General features: G+C 70.4%; 14 protein-coding genes and 3 pseudogenes. 12 read left to right on the top strand and 5 right to left on the bottom strand.

Annotated features, from left to right (window positions below):
• Positions 1 to 27: 27 nt before the first annotated feature.
• Positions 28 to 2,862 carry a tetratricopeptide repeat protein gene (locus ACFW1I_RS16850; protein ID WP_384670388.1) on the bottom strand — a complete coding sequence of 945 codons (2,835 nt, stop codon included), beginning with the start codon at positions 2,860 to 2,862 and terminating at the stop codon, positions 28 to 30.
• Positions 2,863 to 3,197: 335 nt separating this feature from the next.
• Between ACFW1I_RS16850 and ACFW1I_RS16845 the strand changes: the two genes are divergently transcribed.
• Complete coding sequence (locus ACFW1I_RS16845; protein WP_384670387.1) at positions 3,198 to 3,338, top strand: hypothetical protein; 141 nt, start codon at positions 3,198 to 3,200, stop codon at positions 3,336 to 3,338.
• Between the two features lie 73 nt (positions 3,339 to 3,411).
• Here the strand turns inward: ACFW1I_RS16845 and ACFW1I_RS16840 are convergent, their stop codons facing one another.
• Together ACFW1I_RS16840 and sigJ are read right to left on the bottom strand one after the other, a co-directional pair.
• Positions 3,412 to 3,678, bottom strand: coding sequence for a hypothetical protein (locus ACFW1I_RS16840; protein WP_384670385.1), 267 nt, complete (start codon positions 3,676 to 3,678; stop codon positions 3,412 to 3,414).
• A 540-nt stretch (positions 3,679 to 4,218) separates the two neighbouring features.
• Positions 4,219 to 5,166, bottom strand: a complete 948-nt coding sequence (gene sigJ, locus ACFW1I_RS16835) for an RNA polymerase sigma factor SigJ (RefSeq protein ID WP_384670383.1) — start codon at positions 5,164 to 5,166, stop codon at positions 4,219 to 4,221.
• Positions 5,167 to 5,334: 168 nt separating this feature from the next.
• On the opposite strand from sigJ, the gene ACFW1I_RS16830 reads away from it, so the two are divergent.
• The 5 genes and pseudogenes from ACFW1I_RS16830 (at position 5,335) to ACFW1I_RS16810 (ending at position 10,810) form a co-directional block, all read left to right on the top strand.
• Positions 5,335 to 6,324 (top strand): NAD(P)H-dependent oxidoreductase, encoded by a 990-nt coding sequence (locus ACFW1I_RS16830; RefSeq protein WP_384670382.1) that lies wholly within the window; start codon positions 5,335 to 5,337, stop codon positions 6,322 to 6,324.
• A 930-nt stretch (positions 6,325 to 7,254) separates the two neighbouring features.
• Complete coding sequence (locus tag ACFW1I_RS16825) at positions 7,255 to 7,599, top strand: hypothetical protein (RefSeq protein WP_384670381.1); 345 nt, start codon at positions 7,255 to 7,257, stop codon at positions 7,597 to 7,599.
• 128 nt (positions 7,600 to 7,727) lie between these two features.
• The gene (locus tag ACFW1I_RS16820; RefSeq protein WP_384670380.1) at positions 7,728 to 8,312 is read left to right on the top strand and encodes a hypothetical protein; all 585 of its coding nucleotides are present in this window, start codon (positions 7,728 to 7,730) and stop codon (positions 8,310 to 8,312) included.
• An 806-nt stretch (positions 8,313 to 9,118) separates the two neighbouring features.
• Positions 9,119 to 9,901, top strand: a pseudogene (locus tag ACFW1I_RS16815) (Tat pathway signal sequence domain protein); the annotation flags it as partial.
• The gene (locus ACFW1I_RS16810; protein WP_384670435.1) at positions 9,884 to 10,810 is read left to right on the top strand and encodes a discoidin domain-containing protein; all 927 of its coding nucleotides are present in this window, start codon (positions 9,884 to 9,886) and stop codon (positions 10,808 to 10,810) included. The pseudogene ACFW1I_RS16815 and the gene ACFW1I_RS16810, both read left to right, overlap by 18 nt.
• Before the next feature lie 857 nt (positions 10,811 to 11,667).
• On the opposite strand, the gene ACFW1I_RS16805 is transcribed toward ACFW1I_RS16810, so the two are convergent.
• Positions 11,668 to 12,855 carry an alpha/beta hydrolase family protein gene (locus tag ACFW1I_RS16805; protein ID WP_384670379.1) on the bottom strand — a complete coding sequence of 396 codons (1,188 nt, stop codon included), beginning with the start codon at positions 12,853 to 12,855 and terminating at the stop codon, positions 11,668 to 11,670.
• A 609-nt stretch (positions 12,856 to 13,464) separates the two neighbouring features.
• Here ACFW1I_RS16805 and ACFW1I_RS16800 point away from each other — a divergent pair.
• Positions 13,465 to 13,959, top strand: coding sequence for a DUF3237 domain-containing protein (locus ACFW1I_RS16800; RefSeq protein ID WP_384670378.1), 495 nt, complete (start codon positions 13,465 to 13,467; stop codon positions 13,957 to 13,959).
• Positions 13,960 to 14,055: 96 nt separating this feature from the next.
• Here ACFW1I_RS16800 and ACFW1I_RS16795 read toward each other — a convergent pair whose 3' ends face one another.
• A complete protein-coding gene (locus tag ACFW1I_RS16795) occupies positions 14,056 to 14,688 on the bottom strand; it encodes a type III effector protein (RefSeq protein WP_384670376.1) in 633 nt (210 codons plus the stop codon).
• A 128-nt stretch (positions 14,689 to 14,816) separates the two neighbouring features.
• Here ACFW1I_RS16795 and ACFW1I_RS16790 point away from each other — a divergent pair, with 128 nt between their 5' ends.
• From ACFW1I_RS16790 to ACFW1I_RS16770, 5 genes and pseudogenes are all read left to right on the top strand, one after another.
• Positions 14,817 to 15,248, top strand: coding sequence for an Hsp20/alpha crystallin family protein (locus ACFW1I_RS16790; RefSeq protein WP_384670375.1), 432 nt, complete (start codon positions 14,817 to 14,819; stop codon positions 15,246 to 15,248).
• A gap of 104 nt (positions 15,249 to 15,352) precedes the next feature.
• Entirely contained in the window at positions 15,353 to 15,748 is a 396-nt protein-coding gene (locus ACFW1I_RS16785) for a DUF2267 domain-containing protein (protein WP_384670373.1), read from the top strand.
• 59 nt (positions 15,749 to 15,807) lie between these two features.
• Complete coding sequence (locus ACFW1I_RS16780) at positions 15,808 to 16,251, top strand: DUF2267 domain-containing protein (protein ID WP_384670372.1); 444 nt, start codon at positions 15,808 to 15,810, stop codon at positions 16,249 to 16,251.
• A 381-nt stretch (positions 16,252 to 16,632) separates the two neighbouring features.
• A pseudogene (locus tag ACFW1I_RS16775) lies at positions 16,633 to 16,803 on the top strand (IS5/IS1182 family transposase); the annotation flags it as partial.
• A gap of 80 nt (positions 16,804 to 16,883) precedes the next feature.
• Positions 16,884 to 17,156 (top strand): annotated as a pseudogene (locus ACFW1I_RS16770) (DUF1877 family protein); the annotation flags it as partial.
• Positions 17,157 to 17,250 lie beyond the last annotated feature (94 nt).

The raw sequence follows: 17,250 nt of genomic DNA, 5'->3' as shown, positions 1-17,250 counted from the left end.
GCCTCCTGCGAGAGTTCGGTGATCTGCTCAGACTCTCAACGAGCTCCGTACGTGCTTCGCCAAGCGCCGCAGGCTCGACCGCCGTGGCGGCCCGCTCCCTTCAAGGGAAGCCGGGACCGTCGTGGCCACGTCCGCTTCATGCCGGCGGTAGGGGTTGGCTCGAAGCGCGGATTCCGGAGGTAGGGCTTCCCAGTCGGACGCGACGCTGCCGTCCGGCTCCCAGCCGTATCGCCGCAGGCGCTCGGCTTCATCCGTCCGCCCGTCCGCTGACAGGAGACGGTGGGCAGTTCCCCACCAGTCGCCCTCGGACGAACCCGAAGCCCCACGGGATTGGCACCACAGGACCGCTTGGTCGACGAGACGATGCTCGCGGAGCAGCGCCAGGACCTGATCGACGCTCCACTCGTCGGCGGCCTTGCCCAGGACGTCGAACGCGCCCCCGTCGCGTCCAGCCAGGACGAGCGACCGTAGCGTCCGGGCGAAGTCGTCGTGGCCCAGCGAGAACTCTGTTTCGTCGAGCTGCACAGGAGTGCTGTGCTCCGTCGCCAGGAGCAGTGACACGTCGGACACCGCGAAGAAGTAGTCCGCCTGCGTACTGCCGCCCCAAACCGTTTCCCGGTCCTCCTGGACGGGGCGGTTCAGCTGCCGCGCCTCTTCGAGGGCAAAGGGATCATGGGCTTCGTCCGCTGCTCGCCGATACCAGAGGCGGGCCTCGTCGGTCCTTCCCGTCCTGGCCAACATCCGTGCCACGGCTCGATAGGCGAACCTGTCGCCCTTTGCGACAGCACGCCGGAACCAGATGAGGGCCTCCTCGGGGCGTCCCCACTCGGCCAACAGCCAGCCGGTCTCTCCCATGGCGGAGACGTCGTCGGCTTCAGCCCGCTCCTGGAGCAGGGTGAGCGCCTCTTCGTTGCGTCCGAGTCGAACGAGCATGGCGGCGATGCCCCGCAGGGAGGTTCCGTCCCCGTGTTCTGTCATGCACCGGTACCACGTGAGAGCGTCCTCGGAGCGGCCTTCGACCGCCGCCTGCTCAGCCAGTTCCCGGGCGGCGACCGGGACTCCGGCCTTGGCCGCTTCAAGGTTCCAGGCCACGGCCTCATCCGTACGCCCCATACCCGCCAGCAGGCGCACCAGAGAGGGCAAGGCGATGGTCTCTCGTTCGGACGCCAGGAGGCGATACCAGAAGAGAGCCTCCTCGGGGTAACCCCTGAACCTGCTCAGGGAGTCGGCGATGGCCCGGATGTCCACGACATGGCCCGATGCAGTGGCGTAGCGGCGCCAGGCGAGGGCCTCGTCGCAACGTCCCATGGCCGACAGGAGGTCGACGATCGTGTCCATGGCGTCGGTGTCGCCGCCGACCGCCAAGTTCCTGTACAGACCATAGGAGATCCGCCACAGACCGCGCTGCGCGGCCTTCTCGGCCAACTCGGCGTGCTCGGACGCAGGCATGTGCTCACTGGATGCGCTCCACAGCATCGCCGGCGGGGAAACGGCGGCTCGCCCGCGGCTGCCGTGCTGTTCGAGGTAGTCGGCAAGGCGAAAGCGCGGATGAGCCGCCGCGATGTCGCCTTGCCGGGAGCGCACTCTCGTCAGCGCGCCGCGAGCTCCGCGAACGGGGCGGACGGCGTAGGCGACAGCCTCTTCGAACCAGTGGTCGGGGAGCAGGTCCCACTGGCTGTCCGTGAGGTATCCGCCCGCGGCGGCCTCCAGCAGCATGGAAGGAAGCGACGGGCCGAGCCCCAGCCGGCGGGCGTCGATGGCGGCATCCATCAGAGCCCGTGCCGCGTCCGGAGCCGTGTGGTACTGCTCCAGCAGAGCCGGTCCACCGGCGAGATACTGCGTGACCTGGCCCTCTTCCGCACGCGCCGCGGCGTAGGCGAGCCGTGGATCGGCGGCGGCAGCCGCCCGCAGGGCATCGATGTCGTTCTGGTCGGTGAACGCGGTCGGGACGGGTAGTTGATGGCCCGCCAGGAGCATCCGGGCCTGAGCGTGAGAGTCCTCCCGGGACCGGTCGCTCGGGTCAGGGGGAGCGGTGAGCACGCCCCAGTACTCCGGCCAGATGGTTCCCAGCACAAGCACGGGCCCGCGGCCCGGATCCCGCAGCAGCTCGCGCAGCCCAGCGGCCACACGCTCCCCGATGTCCGAAGACTGGGTGAGCAGGTAGTGCTGGGCCTCGTTCAGCCAGACCACCGTCCGGGGGCCGATGTCCTGCATCTCCGCAAGGGCGGCCTCCGGGCGGGACGGGTCGATGGGATGCCACAACCGCCAGTCGTCAGGGAGGAGCTTCAGAGCCTCCCAGCACGCGCGGGTCTTGCCCGTGGACGACCCGCCCACCAGAACCACCACACGACTCAGGCCATCCAAAGCCTCGCGCACGATCGCACGCAGGCGTACGTCGTGGGCCCGGGCGATGTACGGGGGCAGGACCGGCAGCGATCCCGCACGTGCCGACTCGGCCTCGATCGCCTTGTGCACTTCGAGCGCGAAGGGATCGGTGAAGATGCCGACCGGGTGACCTGGCGACGTGCGCGTGGCGCGGACGGTGTGGGTCGAGTGGGCCCGGTCCAACAGCGTGCGCCAGTAATGCTCTCTGGGCTCCTCCCCAGCCCACTGGCTCCACAACCGCACCAACGCCCAGACCTTCTCGCTGCTGGCCGCGCCAGGTGTCCGCGCCGCTGAGGGGTCGTCCGGGAGCCAGTCGCTGATGCGCTGCCCACTCAGCTTCACGTGGTACGGCGCGACTCGCAGGGAGTGCTCCGTCTCCCGACGGGAGTAGGGCCGCCCCGCCCTGCGACAAGCTGCCTCCGCCCGCTTCTCCAAGGCTCGCAACTGGTCGTAGAAGGTGCGCCCTTGCTCGTTCACCAGTCCCCCTCCACGGTGCTGCCCGCCTGGCGACGCCGCCCGCGGCGGGAGTATCGGGCACCCATGTTGACCAGCAGCGTAGGACCAAAGCGCCCGCTGTGCCCGCCGGTTCGGACGGAAACATCGCACGGGCCGCACGCTCGGTCCTCCCGCCCGGCATCTCGCCTGGTGACGTCGCACAAGGGAGCTCACGTGAGTCACGAGCGCAAGAAGAAGAACCGGAACCGACAGACCGCTCGCCGTATGGCCCGCGCCGCCGTCTTCGGCCTCGTCCGTGGGAGCGCCACGGCTGCTGGCTCCGCGGCGGTTGCTTGGGTCGTGTGGTGGATACAGAAGTGATCTACGGCTGCCCGGACGTGCTGGTGTTCGTCGAGCCTGAAGTGGTCGGTCCGGATCAGCGCACCTGCCTGTGCCTGTCCCGCATGCTGCCGGTGCGCGATGCGGCCGGACACCGGAAGGGGCGCGGAGTGGTGTAGGGGGTGTGGGGCGGAGCCGGCGCGTGGGGAGTGGGCGGCGGGCCGCCGGAGCGGCCCCCGCGTCACCGCCGGGTCAGCGGAAGTCGTCCAGCTCGTACGGGGACACCCACCAGCCGTTGCGGCAGATGCGGCCCTCGGGGTCGTGGTCGCCTTCGGCGTACTCGCCGCTGCCGGTCTTCTCGCCGTTGGGGCCGGTGAAGTAGCTCGTGTAGTAGTAGCGGCAGCCGGCGGCGGCCTTCGCGGCGGGCGTGGCCGTCGTGGCCTGCGCCGTGGGTACGACGGCGAGCGCGGCCGCGGCCGTACAGGCGGCGACGGCGACGAGACGCGTGAACGTCCTCATGGTAGGGATCTCCTTGCTCGGCGGGGCGGGTCCTTCGCACGCCCTCGCGCCGCCAAGGCTGCCATCGGCCGCGACGCCGCCAGCGGCCCCGCGCGCGGGGCTTCACTCCGCCGGGTCGGGCGAACCGATTCGTCGCTCCACCATTCAGTGCAGCGGTCCCGCAGAGTGCCGGTGTCGGTCCCGCTGTCGCGGCGGCCGAAGGAGCAACGGCTCTACGCCACAGGACTGGATACGGGGGAGAGAGGACGAGCATCGACGTGGGCGGCCATTGATCGACGGTGGATCGTCCTCTGGCTGTGGAGGCCACCACGGCCCGACATCCACTGCGGCTACGTCGGGGAGTGGACGGCGACTGCGAGACCACTGCCGTCCACCGCCGCCGTACACTCCCACCACCCGTGACTCGGGTACGTCGGCTGCTGTGCGCGGGGGAAGCTCCGCACACCGTGTCTGCCGGTACGGCGTGTCGGCGGCCGCGTCGTACGGGGGCGGCTGAGCCCCTGGTCGCAGGAGGTTCCGCGCCTGCGGAGCCCAGCCCGGTCAGCCGGCCGTCCACGGGCGGAGTTTGTCGGGGTTGCGCACTGCCCAGATGTGCGTGATCCGGCCGTCCGCGACGTCGAACGCGTACACGGCCACGGTGACGCCTGCATACTCGATGACCAGACCGGCCCGGCCGTTGACCATGCGCTCCAGGACCGTGAGGCCGCCGGACGCCCGGACGGCGAGGTCGGTGAGGTAGCGCGCGATCCCTTCGCCGCCCTCGATCGGGTGGAGCGCGGCGGCGACCACGCCGCCGCCGTCCGCCGTGAGCGTCGCGCCGGGGGCGAGGAGTCCGAGCAGCGCGTTGATGTCCTGCGCGTCCCAAGCCCGCTTGAACTCCCGGACGAGGCCCGCCTGGTGGGCTGCCGGGGCCGGAGGCGGCAGGGTGGCGCGGACGCGGCGCCGGGCGGCGGAGGCCAGTTCGCGGCATGCCGCCGGGGTGCGGCCGGTGATCCCGGCGATCTCGGCGAACGGGTAGCCGAAGACATCGTGCAGGATGAGCGCGACGCGCTGGGCCGGTGTCATGGATTCGAGGGCGACGAGAAAGGCCATGCTCACCGACTCGTCGAGCGTGACCCGGTCGGCCGGGTCCGCGGGATCGGTCGCGGCGCCGCCTGGGCGCCCGCTGATCCAGTCGGTCCGCTCGGGCAGCGGCTCCGGGATCCATTCGCCCATGTAACGCTCGCGCCGGACCCGCGCCGAGCCGAGGAGGTCCAGGCACACGCGGGTGGCGACCGTCGTCAGCCAGGCGCCGGGGGACTCGATGGCGTCCTGCTGCTGTCGGGACATGGCGTACCAGCGGGTGTAGGTCTCCTGGACCGCGTCCTCGGCCTCGGCCAGGGAACCGAGGAGCCGGTAGGCGAGACCGATCAGCCGCCGCCGCTCGCTGATGATCGCGTCCAAGCCCGCGTCGGACTCGTCGTGCCGTGACGTCGCGTGATCGGTCATGGTTTCCGTGGCTCCCTGTTCTCGGATCGTCCCTCAGCGGTCCGACGAGACAGCACCTCCGATTGTCAGGTGTTCGGCTCTCCCTGACGTTTCGCGGGGTCGTGTCGTCGTACCGGTCAAAGACGCCACCGCCCGGAGACCCCGGGCGGGACACCTCAGGAGACAGCGATGACCAGGATCGGCATACTCGTCGGCAGTACCCGCCCCGGCCGCAAGGGCGAGCAGGTCGCCCGATGGGTCCAGGAGCGGGCGGCCCGCCGCGGCGACGCCACGTTCGAGCTGATCGACCTGCTCGACCACCGCCTGCCCCATCTGGACGAGCCGCTGCCCGCGCTCGCTGGGCGGTACCAGCACGGGCACACCCGCGCATGGGCGGACACCATCGCCCGCTTCGACGGATTCGTCATGGTCACCCCCGAGTACAACGCCTCGATCCCCGGCGTGCTCAAGAACGCGATCGACTACCTGCACGCGGAGTGGACCCACAAGGCCGTCGGATTCGTCTCCTACGGCGTCGACGGCGGCACCCAAGCGGCCCGGCAACTGCGGGCACTGTGCGAGCTCCTCCAGATGGGTGCGGTGACCCCGCAGGTCTCGCTCTCCCTGCACACCGACTTCGAGGACCACGCGACGCTCAAGCCGGCCTCCCACCACATCAACGCCCTCGACACCTTGCTGGACCACGTCGTCGCCCGCAGCACGGAAGGACGGACGGCCACCCCCACGCAGCGCGAGACGGACGAAGCCGCGATCCGCCACCACATCGACGGGATCATCGACGCGATCCGGTCCAAGGACCTCGAGGGCCTGAGGCGGTTCTACTCGCCGGACGTCGTGTCCTTCGACATCGATCCGCCGCTCCAGCACGTGGGGATCGACGCGAAGCTCAAGAACTGGGCGAACGTCTTCACGTTCTTCCGGGAGGTGACCTACGAGGTACGCGACCTGATGCCCACGGTCGGTGAGGACGTGGCGTTCCTGCACGGCTTCGGCCGCCTCAGCGGCACGCTGGCCGACGGGACGGCGGCGGCCGGCATGTGGGTCCGGGCCACCTTCGGCTTCCGGAAGATCGACGGCGCATGGCTGATCACGCACGACCAGGTCTCCGTACCGCTGGACATCCTGAGCGGCAAGGGGGTCGTCGACCTCGAACCGTGATGCCAACGGCCCGTGCCTTGCCCCATCCTGCCCTGCCCTGCTCCGCCCTGCGCCTCCGGCAGGGCGGAGCAGGTGTGTGGCCGTGGTGGATCTGTACTCGAGACTTGAGGGCCCTCATCCCCGGGGCGGGGCCAGCCGACGGACCGACCGTACGCGCCGCCACGACCACCGCTGCCGTCAAGGCTGACAGCGCCACCGATCAGCGCAGAGAAGTGGCGCGGCATGGCTGTGAAGACCGTCTCGGCCATCGCGCGACAGCGCGTCGACGCGCTGGAAGGCGCCGTTCCCACAGCTCGCTCGCCCAGGACGCCGAGCGGGAAGGAGCCCGCGACGAAGAGACACACGATGCACCCGGAGGCGGTCTTCGGCTCCCAGACGAACCTGCGGGAGACGTACGCGGCTGGGGACGGTGAGCACCGCACGAAGGGACGGGTGACCGAGCGGTCGCACGTCGGCCGCCGACGCACCGGCGGAAGGCAGCCGTCGATGCCCGACTCGGCTGCGATGTCGCCGCTGGGCAGGTTCAGCGAACCGCCCCGACACCTCCCGCCCGCCACCGAGGAGGTTGGTGGTCGAGCCATGGCGCCGCCCGGCCTGCCGCCTCTGCACGCCCCGACGGCACATCCACGGCCTCGTCGTCCGCACCACTCCACACCATGAAGACGTCTGCCGTCAGCAGCAGCGCTGGCCCCTCGGCGATGTCCAGTACGACCTGACACGGCTGCACGAGGTCGTGCGAGCCAACCTCCGGCACCACGGGATCGTTCGCCCGGTGGGTTCACGAGCGAGGACAGCAGCGAGTTGCTTGGCACGGCGGCTCAAATATCGCTCCCCATCAGCTTCCGCTGCAGGAGCGGGTCGTCGTCGCGACCGGGAAGTCACGGTGATCTCGCTCCCCGTCTGTCAGTGCCCATCCCCATCATGGGAGACATGACCAACCCGAACGTGACGACCGGTGGCATCTGGCGGCTCCACCACGGCGACCAGGAGATTGCCCGGCTGGCGGTGACCGGCGCCGACTGGCCCTGGATGTACGCCGACGTCGAAGCGCTTCCAGGCTTTGACGAGTTTCGCCCCCTCTTCAGCGAGCAGGAGCGGGCCGTAGACGATGAGGACTGGGAGCAGATCGACGAGTGCTACCTCCGCATCCGCAGTGTGCTCACCCTGACGTTTCCCGACGGAAATCCCGTTGACGAGTTCATGCTGCACATCCACGACGACGGTACCGCCGGCTGGCGCTGGGACAACGAGCCCTTCGATGCGGTGGAACCGTGACGACCCTGCAACTCGACTTGTCGGCTCGCCTAGCCATCGGCGTCCACCTCGAAGGAGAACCAGACGCCTTCCTCGTTCCAGAAAACGGGAACCCAGGTCTCATGAGACGGGACGGGTACGGTTCACGCATGACGGACCGTCCTCCTTCCGATGCCGACGTGCCCGGCGAGATGCTGCTCGCTGGGTACTTCGTTGCAGTACCCGAGGAGCTCAAGCTCTCGGGGTTGCCCCGTACAGAGCGGCTGATCTCGGCGTCCGACTGTCTGATCGACCGGTTGCCGGGTGAAGGCTGCTGGTTCGGCACGGTGCAAGAGGCACTCGCGGCCTGCCGGCCTCTCCGATTGCCTGCGGAGGCACGTATGTACGCCCTGCCGGTGCCCTCCGAACATGTCGGCGGATTCGTCGCCGACATCCGCGCGGCCGGGACGGACGAGCCGGTGCTGCTCGCCCACCTCGACGGTCAGGACGCCGGCGAGGCCGCCCGGGAGGTGGCCGAGGACGGGCACAAGCTCGGCTGGGAGGTACTCGGTACGACCACGGCCTGCTCCACACCTGGCTCTGCAACGGTCTGTACGAGGAGGGCAGGCTCCACCTCGGAGTGGATACTGATGAACGCGGTCTGCTGCCCGACCGGAAGGCCGCCCTACGACTCGCCGCCTGGGCGAACACTCGTGGAGACACCAAGCCGGTCACCTGGTTCCCTGGCGCCCTGATCGAGTGGGACACCCCGATCGAGAGCGCCCTCAGCCCTGCCACCACCGCGACCCAGGCGCTTGGTTTCGTACACCGTCAGTGACAGCGTTCGGCGACCAGTCTGAGCGGCGGTTAGCGAGCGCTGGGGCGAGAAGACTTCACGAGTTCTGGACGCCGCTTCACGTCAGTGATCGTGGCCTGCACTCCGTGCGGAGCAGTCGCGTCCCCAGCCGGACAGGCAGCACACATCGTGGCCCTGCCCGGCTGATTCCGTCCGCCTCCCTCGCTGCGTCATAGTCGTAGACGGTCTTGAACGGCGGGAAGTCCGGCGGTCAGCTGCGCCGCGTCGGCGTCGCCTACGCCCTGGTCCATGGACCCGAGGTCCTGCTCCTTGCAGAGCCCACAGCCGGTATGGACCCGACGCAGCGTCGGGTCTTCTGAGGCCTGGTCATCGGACTTGCCTCCCGGGAACGTACGGGCGCCCTCCTCGCGCCACACGGCCTCGCCGACCCGGCAGACGAGGCCAACCACGCCACCACCCTTGCCAAGGGCAGGTTCACCTCCTCCGGCTCCACGGCTGACTTTCTCGCACCCGCACCCGCACCCGCACCCGCACCTGCACCTGCACCCGTCCGCGTCCGTTCCGGAAGCCCGCCAGGCCGACGTTGGCGGCGTCGCGAGCGCCGTCCAGGCCCCTGGTGGCCGGCCGAGTCCGACGTGGGCCGCGGAGGGATCTCACCTCCACATTGTTTGTTAGGAAGCTTTACTGTCATGCCACCCCTCGGGCAGCATGTTGCGTACCTGACAACCTCTCAAGGGGTGACGCATGAAGCATCGCCGCGCGCTGCCGCTCCTGCTGGCCGCGCTCCTTCTGGCCCCGCTCGGGCCGCTGCTCTCCTCCGGTCCCGCCGGAGCCGCACCCGTCTGGACACTCCGATGGTCCCCCGATCCGGCAGTCCAAGGTCTCGACGCCTTCGAGACCATCGAGGACGACCGGGCGGATTCCCACCCCGCGGGCGGACCGCACATCAAGGTCGCCAACGGCGCCTACCGATTCGACATGCATACGGTCGATCGGGACACGTCCACCGACCGGCAGCGCCACGAGGTAACCGGCAACCGGACCTCGTCCTCCAGCTACCTCCAGTGGAAGCTCGGCGAGACCTGGCGGGTGACGTACTCCATGTACATCCCCAGCTCGCTGATGGCCACGACGAGCTTCACCCACATCATGCAGACCAAGCAGCCTGGCACGGGCAGCTCCCCGATCACCGTCACCTCACTGCGCCGGGTGAACGGCGTGCAGACCATCGAGCACAAGGTCATCGCCGGGGACGTCCTGGTCGGCAGGACCAACCTGGAACCCCTCCAGAACAAATGGATCGACATCGAGTACGAGATCAAGATCGGCGACGGCACCGCGGGCTCGGTGCGCTGGGTGGTCAAGAACGGCGCCACCACGGTCGTCGACGCGACCAAGACCGGCGTCGACACCTTCCTCGCCGACCGCGTCCGACCCAAGTGGGGCATCTACCGCTCCCTCGGCGACACCTCCGGCTCCCTGCGCGACACCTACCTGCTGCTCCGCAACATGCGCGCCTACCAGCTCACCAGCGGCACCCCCGGCACCGACACCCAGCCGCCGACGGTCCCGAGCGGACTCCGGGTGACCGGCACCACCGCCGGCAGTGCCTCGCTGGCCTGGAACGCGGCCACCGACGACGTCGGCGTGACCGGGTACGAGGTCTACCGCGGCACCACCCTCGTCGCCACCGTCGCCGGCACCACCCACACCGACACCGGCCTCGCCGCCGCCACCCCGTACAGCTACACCGTCAGGGCGAGGGACGCCGCCGGCAACCGCTCCGCCGCGTCCACGCCCCTCTCCGTCACCACCGCCCCCGCACCAGGTACCGAGACGTTGCTCTCCCAGGGCCGGCCGGCCACGGCCTCCTCCACCGAGGGCCCGGGCTTCGAGCCCGCTCTGGCCGTGGACGGCCAGAGCGCCACCCGCTGGGCCTCCGCCGAGGGCTCCGACCCCCAATGGCTCCGTGTCGACCTCGGCACCACCGCCGCGCTGTCCCGCGTCCGCCTCGACTGGGAGGCCGCGTACGCCTCCGCCTACCGGATCCAGTCCTCCGCCGACGGCGCCACCTGGACCGACCTCGCCACCGTCACGGGGGGCGACGGCGGCACCGACGACATCGCGGTGACGGGCGACGCACGCTACGTCCGCGTCTACGGCACCCAGCGGGCCACCCCGTACGGCTACTCGCTCTACGAGCTCAAGGTCTACGGCACCACCGGCTCACCGAGCCCGACGCCGACCCCGTCCCCGACTCAGACCCAATCCCCGACCCCGACTCCGAGCCCGACCTCGTCGGGCAGTTGGCAGGCAGGCGTCGCCTACGCCGTGGTCACCTACGGCGGGAGTGGTTACCGCTGCCTGCAGGCCCACACCTCGCAGCCGGGCTGGGAGCCCTCCGCGAGCCCCGCGCTCTGGGAGCGGTCGTCGTGACCTGCCGCGTGGACCAGCCCCGAACGGCACGCGATATCAGCCTTCCTCAGGTGCGGTGCTGCCCGTCATCGAATGTGGTGTGATCCCTACCCGCCCCACCACGGGAGTCGTTCCGACCCGCGAACGTGGCACTGGAGAGCCGCTTTCGCACATGGTCCGAGTCTCCCATCGGCGGGGCGGGGTGGGCGTCCCTGATCCAGAGCTTCGCAGGAGGCTGGACGCCCGTCTGCCGGAGTGGACCAAGTACCTCGTGCAGGTAGGAGTGATGCCGGAACCAGAGCGACACGTTCGCCCGCATCCTCATCGCCCAGCCGGCGCAACGAATCCTCCAGCCCGCCGCCCCGGCCTACGAGACTCCCGCACGGGACCGTGGGGCGGTCCAGGAAGACAGACCACTCCTCGCCTGGAGCGCTCGGCAGGCCGGGATCCTCGTGCAGGGGTCCGTACCGCACCTGAGGCGCTGACCCCGCCCCGAAGGGGCAACGGCCGCCCGTGGCCGCCGGCGCGAGGAGCGTCCCGAGCGCGAACCCGTCCGAGTGGCTGCCGAGACGGCCGCCGACCTCGATCTGCTCCGCCGCGATGAAGCCGGGCGAGAGCCGATCACCTCACCGCTCGCAGTGAGCGGTTCGGTCCACGTTCCGGATGCCGAGGCAGCCGTGGCGGCGATCCCGAAGTCGATGACACACGGCCCCTCCGCGGCCATCAGCACATTCGCCGGCTTCAGTCGCACGACCGCGAGGAACGGATCGCCTTCGCGCCCGCCGGTCACGTCTCGTATCGCTGGACTTGGGCATGCACCCCGGGACTCCGGTGCCGGCGCGAGAGTCGGGACCGAGGCGCGCCGCGGTCCGGGGTGCTCAGGGGAGGAAGGCTACTGCCGGGAAGGCTGAGGACGGTCCGTCGAGCAGGTGCCGTCGACGGTGGCGCAGGTGCTCGTCGAAGAACGCGAGCGGGTACGCCTGTTGGATCTTGACCGCCTGGTCGGGATCGAGGGTGCCGATCACGTCCTGGAGTTGCTGCTCGTTCCATCCGAACAGCTTTGCCACCTGAGGGAACAGCGCCTCGTTGTCGCCGTACGAGATGTGGACGGCGCCCTGGGCCTGGATGTTCAGCCGCCAGCCCCGCAGGTGTGACCAGAATGCGGCGGCTGCGGGATGCGTGGCCCGGGTGAACTCGGCGGACATCATCATGAAGGGCCGGTCCAAGTCTTCGGCCAGAGGCGGGTTCATCTCCATCGGGCCGTCGAGGCTCAGCCCGGCCCGGATGCGCTCGTCCGCGAGCATGGCGCAGGCGGTGGCCGTACCGCCCTTCGACCAGCCGAACGCGCCCATGCGCCGTGGGTCGAGGGAGCCGAGCAGGCCGGCCGGGAGCTGCCTGTGGTCGACGTCGGGATTGCGCCCGCCGGCGAGCTGCTCCACGCAGTCGAGGATGAAGCGCAGGTCGGCGGCGAAGTCTCCGGGCCGTATCGGCGCCTGCCTGTCGCGGCGCGGGACGGCGATCCGACCGTCGGGGAACTCGGCGTAGGTGTCGTACTGGTGAGCCACCGTCACCACCGCGTATCCGTGGCTGGCGAGCTCCTGGACCATGACGGTGTGGTCGCCCTGGTGGCTGCGGGCGCCGTGCGAGTACACGACCACGGGCAGCCGTCGGCCCGATCGCCTCACCGGAGCGCCCACGTGGCCGGCGGAGAACGGCCCCAGGGGAGCCAGGTCGCTGAACCCGGCGTCGGCGAGGAACGCCTGAAGCGCGCCGGTCGGCATCCAGGGCGCCACCGGGTACCGCTGGACGTCCCGGGCGGGGTACCAGACGGTGGCCATCAGCTCGCGGAAGTGCCCGGGGCCCGCGATGTCGTCCGGACGCGACCGGTCGACGAGGTGCAGCTGGACCGTGCCCACCGGGTGCGGTCCGGTCGGCTCGGGCAGCGTGAGCCGCGTCGCGGCGGGACCGGCCGCGGCCGGTCCCGCCCACGCGGGAGCGGCGAAGGCGGCAAGCGGCACGGCGGCCCCGGTGGCCAGCGCGGCCTTCAGCGCGCTGCGGCGCGTCATGCTCTTTTGACAGTTGAACGGCGTGATGGTCATGGGCCCTCCTGTGGTGACGGAACGTCGACCGTGCCGCGACGGTCAGTCCGCGGGCACAGGGGAACACTGTCAGGCGCCCCTCCCGCGCAGCATCGGCCCACGGGCTAATCACTCGTGAGGGCGTCGACCCACGGGTTTACACCCCAGGGTTGATGCGGTCGGCTGCCGCAGGCGTCGGTCGTGGTCCGGGCCGTGCGACGAGCCCTGCGGGCAGCCGGCGCCGGGTGCAGGTGGCGGCGGCCAGAACGGTGCCGGCGGCGTGGAGGTCTTCCAGAACGTGGCCCACGCGCCGGTCGCCGCGGCGCGCCGTCGACCAGATGTCCCGTTGAGGAGGACTCCGACGGCTACCAGTGGCGTAGGGCCTTGGCGAGCTTCTGGTGCCACTGCGCGGGTCGCCCTCCGACAGTGGCACCCGGCCCCGCCGCCACGACGTCGACCGCGCCCGCACCGCCGCCCTAGCGGCCACCAACTGATCGGGCACGACTGCACTACGTCAACACCGTTGACTGCGCTGGGCAAGGCTTGTCTAGGATCTGCCGAACCGCCACGCCAGCCCCGCAGCCTTTACGGAGTGCCGTGATTGCCCCAGAGTCGCATCCCGTCGTCAGGCCAGGTTTCACCCCCGCCCTCCGCTTCGCTTTCGAGGTCCGTGCCTTCCTCGCTCCCTCCCTCCATATCGGGCACGGCGCCGGCGAAGTCACCGAGTACGTCCCCATCACCGGCGGCACTGTGGACGGCCCCAGCCTGCGCGGCAAGGTCCTGGCCGGTGGCGGCGACTGGTGCGACAGACGCCGTGGTGTCTACCAGCTCGATGCCCGGTACCTCCTTCAAGCCGATGACGGCGCGGTCATCGACATCACCAACCGGGGCTACTACCACGAGGACGACCCCACCGCCCCCGCCCAGTACGACGGCGCCCTGCAGGTGTCCGAGGCAGGCGTGTACTACCGGACATCCCCCGTCTTCCGCACTGATGCCCCCGCCCACCTCTGGCTCGCCCGCACCGTCTTCATCGGCCTCGCCCGCGGCGACGACTCCGAGGTCGCCATCCGCTTCTACTCCGTGACCTGACCACCGGCCGAGACAAGCCGCAAAGGCCAGGTCTCCGCTCGTTCACCCACCTGGGGCGGGGCTGACCGGGCTGTCGTCGTGGTGCGGCGGGCGGGGTCAGGGGGGTGTGAGGGTGTCGAGCCGGGCGGCGAGGTCGGGGTGGGCGGCCGCCAGATGGGGGCGGGCGGCGGCCAGGGGGGCGATGAGGTCGGCGGGGTCGTCGTGGGCGAGGGCCGCGTGGAGCCGGCTGAGCGGGCGGCGGGCGGCGGGGGGCAGGTCGGTGAGGGCGGTGATCTGGCCGGCGAGGCGGCGCAGGTCGGCCGCGTTGCGGCGGGCCCAGGCGGCGGCGGTGCGGTCAGCGGCCCGGGCCTGGCGGGTGGCCGTCACTCGCTGCTCGCCGGTGGTGCCGGCCGCGCCGGGGCGGCCGCGCAGGTAGCGACGCTCGGCGGCCTGACGGCTGGCGACGCCGAGGGGCTGGGCGAGGTCGGCCCAGCTTGCGCCGGCGTCGCGGGCCGTTTCGATCAGGCCGGTCTCCCACCCGGCGAGCTGCTCGCGGACCTGCCGCAGCAGCAGCAGGGAGGCGAGCGCCTGCTCCGGCCCGGGACGGGGGGTATCGGGGACGCCCTTGGACTCTTGCTGGGCGACGCGCAAGGCGTCGTCGATGGCGGCTAGGGCCGCCGCGGCGGCAAGGAACGGCACCGGACTGGGGGCGTCGGCGCTGGGCGAAGACGGCTGGTCGGCCGGGGTCACGGGCACTTCCCTCGGGTTGTCATCGGATCGACGACTTCATGTTTGTCATCCATTGGATGACATGTTACAACGGTGTCAGTGAGGCGCATTGGCAGCAACTGCCTGAACCTGCTGGAGGTGTTTTCACGATGTTGATGCGCACTGACCCCTTCCGTGAGCTGGACCGGCTGACGCAGCAGCTGCTGGGCCCGGGCACCTGGTCGAGGCCGTCGGCGATGCCGATGGACGCCTACCGCGAGGGCGACGAGTACGTGGTGGCCTTCGACCTGCCGGGCGTCACCCCCGACGCGATCGACATCGACGTCGAGCGGAACATGCTGACAGTCAAGGCCGAGCGACGGCCCGTGGCGAAGGCCGACGACGTACAGATGGAACTGTCCGAGCGGCCGCTGGGCGTCTTCTCCCGCCAGATCGTGCTCGCCGACACCCTCGACACCGAGCACATCCAGGCCGACTACGACGCGGGCGTGCTCACGCTGCGCATCCCGATCGCCGAGCGCGCCAAGCCCCGCAAGATCTCCATCGGCGTCGGGACCGGCCACAAGGAGATCTCCGGCTGACACCGGCCGGACAGGTGCGGAGGACGGGCACGCGATCTCCCCCCTCAACCCGTTCTCCGCACCCCCATGGGCAATCCGAAGAACCAAAAGGGGTGGCGGCCGAGATGACTCTGCGACGCGAAGCATTCCTCGATCACGTCAAGGAACGTGGCAAGTACGGCACTGTGCAGGAAGCCGAGCGCGCGGCCCGCGTGGTCCTCGCCCTGCTCGGCGCACACCTGGTCGGCGAAGTCCGCGCCCGGCTCGCGGCCCGCCTGCCGGAGGACTTCGCCCTGATCCTGCTCAACCCGCTGCAGAGCGCCGAACCGCTGCCACCGGAGCGGTTCGTGCGGGCGACCGCGGCCTGGATCGAGGGCGCCACCGAGCAGACCGCGACCTGGGACGTCAGCGCTGTGCTGTCCACGGTCGCCGACACCGCGGGCGAGGACCTGCTGGGGCAGATCCTGCTCCAGCTCCCGGTCGGCTACGACCTCCTCTTCGGCCGCCCCCAGCCCACCTGACCAGCGGTGCCGCACACCGGCACCGCTCCACCCCGGCTTCACGAAAGGCATGCACCACAGTGATCACCGACGTGCGCGCACCGTCTGAGTACCGGCAGCCGTACGGGACGGCGTACGAGCAGATGCTGGAGAAGGTCCGTTACGAAGGCGCCTACCCCACACGCGAGCGAGCGGACGAAGCCGTCCGCCTGGTCCTTGGCGGGCTGGGACGCCAACTGACCGGCGACGAACGCGTCGACCTGGCCGCCCGCCTGCCCCTGGAGGCCGCACGTCTCCTGACCGTGCAGATCCCCGACACCCAGCCACTGACCGGATGGGCCTTCGTCAAGGACCTCGCCGCCCGCTCCGGCGCCTCCCTGGCCACCACCCGCTGGGACACCGGATCCGTCTTCGCAGCCGTCGCCGCCCACGCCGGCCCCGACCTCGTCACCCGCATCCTCCACCAGCTCCCCACCGGCTACGCGCTGCTGTTCGGCCAAGCCGAACTCAACCCGGCCGTGTAAGCGGGCGGGCACCCGGCACCCGCGTACCCCGACGACGGACCTCCGCGCCGTCCCGAGCCGCGCACCGACATAGAGACCCCGGCGACACGCTGACGAGGACGGCCCCTGTCGCCGGGCTCACCCGCCAGGTTCACTTACCGGGTTCAGTCGTCGGGCAGTAGGCGCCGATGACCTGCCGGGGCAGTGGGACTGCGCCGTGCGCAGGCGGGTGGGGTCCCATGCGCCCGACCGCCCGCAGATGACCAAGCCGTACTCCTTCGAGCCGAACGCGATCAGCGGGCAGGACGGGCCCGGGCGTGGTTCGTGGATGCGGACAGCTGGCTCGAGACCTGGCTGGCGGGCCGGGGATGGTACGAGGCGGCCGTTGCGGATGACGGCTTCGGAATTTCGGCAGCGAGCCTGCACGACAACCAGGCCCTGATCCCGCGGGTGCACGGCATACCGCCGATCCGCTCCCGCCGCGGGCCCCGGTGGCGCAAGCCGGGCAAGCTCCACGGCGACAAGGGCTACGACCGCTTCCTCGCCCAGCAGCACCTCCGGCAATACACCGCAAGGTCGGCACCGAACCGCAAGTACGTGATGACCAGCCGGACCGGCTGTCGGTGCCTGTCCATAAGCTGCCGCCCATGAGCATGAACGGCGAGTACCTGCGCGTCACACCCGAAGAACTGACCCGGGCCCTGAAGGATCCCGAGTGGGCTCTGGAGCTCGCCGAGGAGTACCAGGACGTCCAGGAGGCAGAGGAGACGACGCTGGCCGAAGCGCGTCATTTCACCACGCATCAGACCTGGAACCTGCTGGGCTTCCTGCTGAAACGCTCGGCGTTCCCAGTGGACATCGTGCATGGCGAGGAACCCTTCGCCGAAGCCGATGACTGGGGCTACGGGCCGCCGCGATACGTGACGGGGCCTCCCCCTGAGTGGTGGACACGCTGATACTGGATCTGCTTGATCCGGAGGAAGCGAGAAGACCGCCGATGGCGATGAAGGACTATTCGGG

Origin of the sequence: Streptomyces sp. NPDC058955, assembly GCF_042741435.1 — a bacterium.
In the GTDB taxonomy this organism is placed as follows: Bacteria; Actinomycetota; Actinomycetes; order Streptomycetales; family Streptomycetaceae; genus Streptomyces.
The sequence above is the reverse complement of the archived record's forward strand: the minus strand, read 5'-3'. Positions and strand labels throughout refer to the sequence as shown.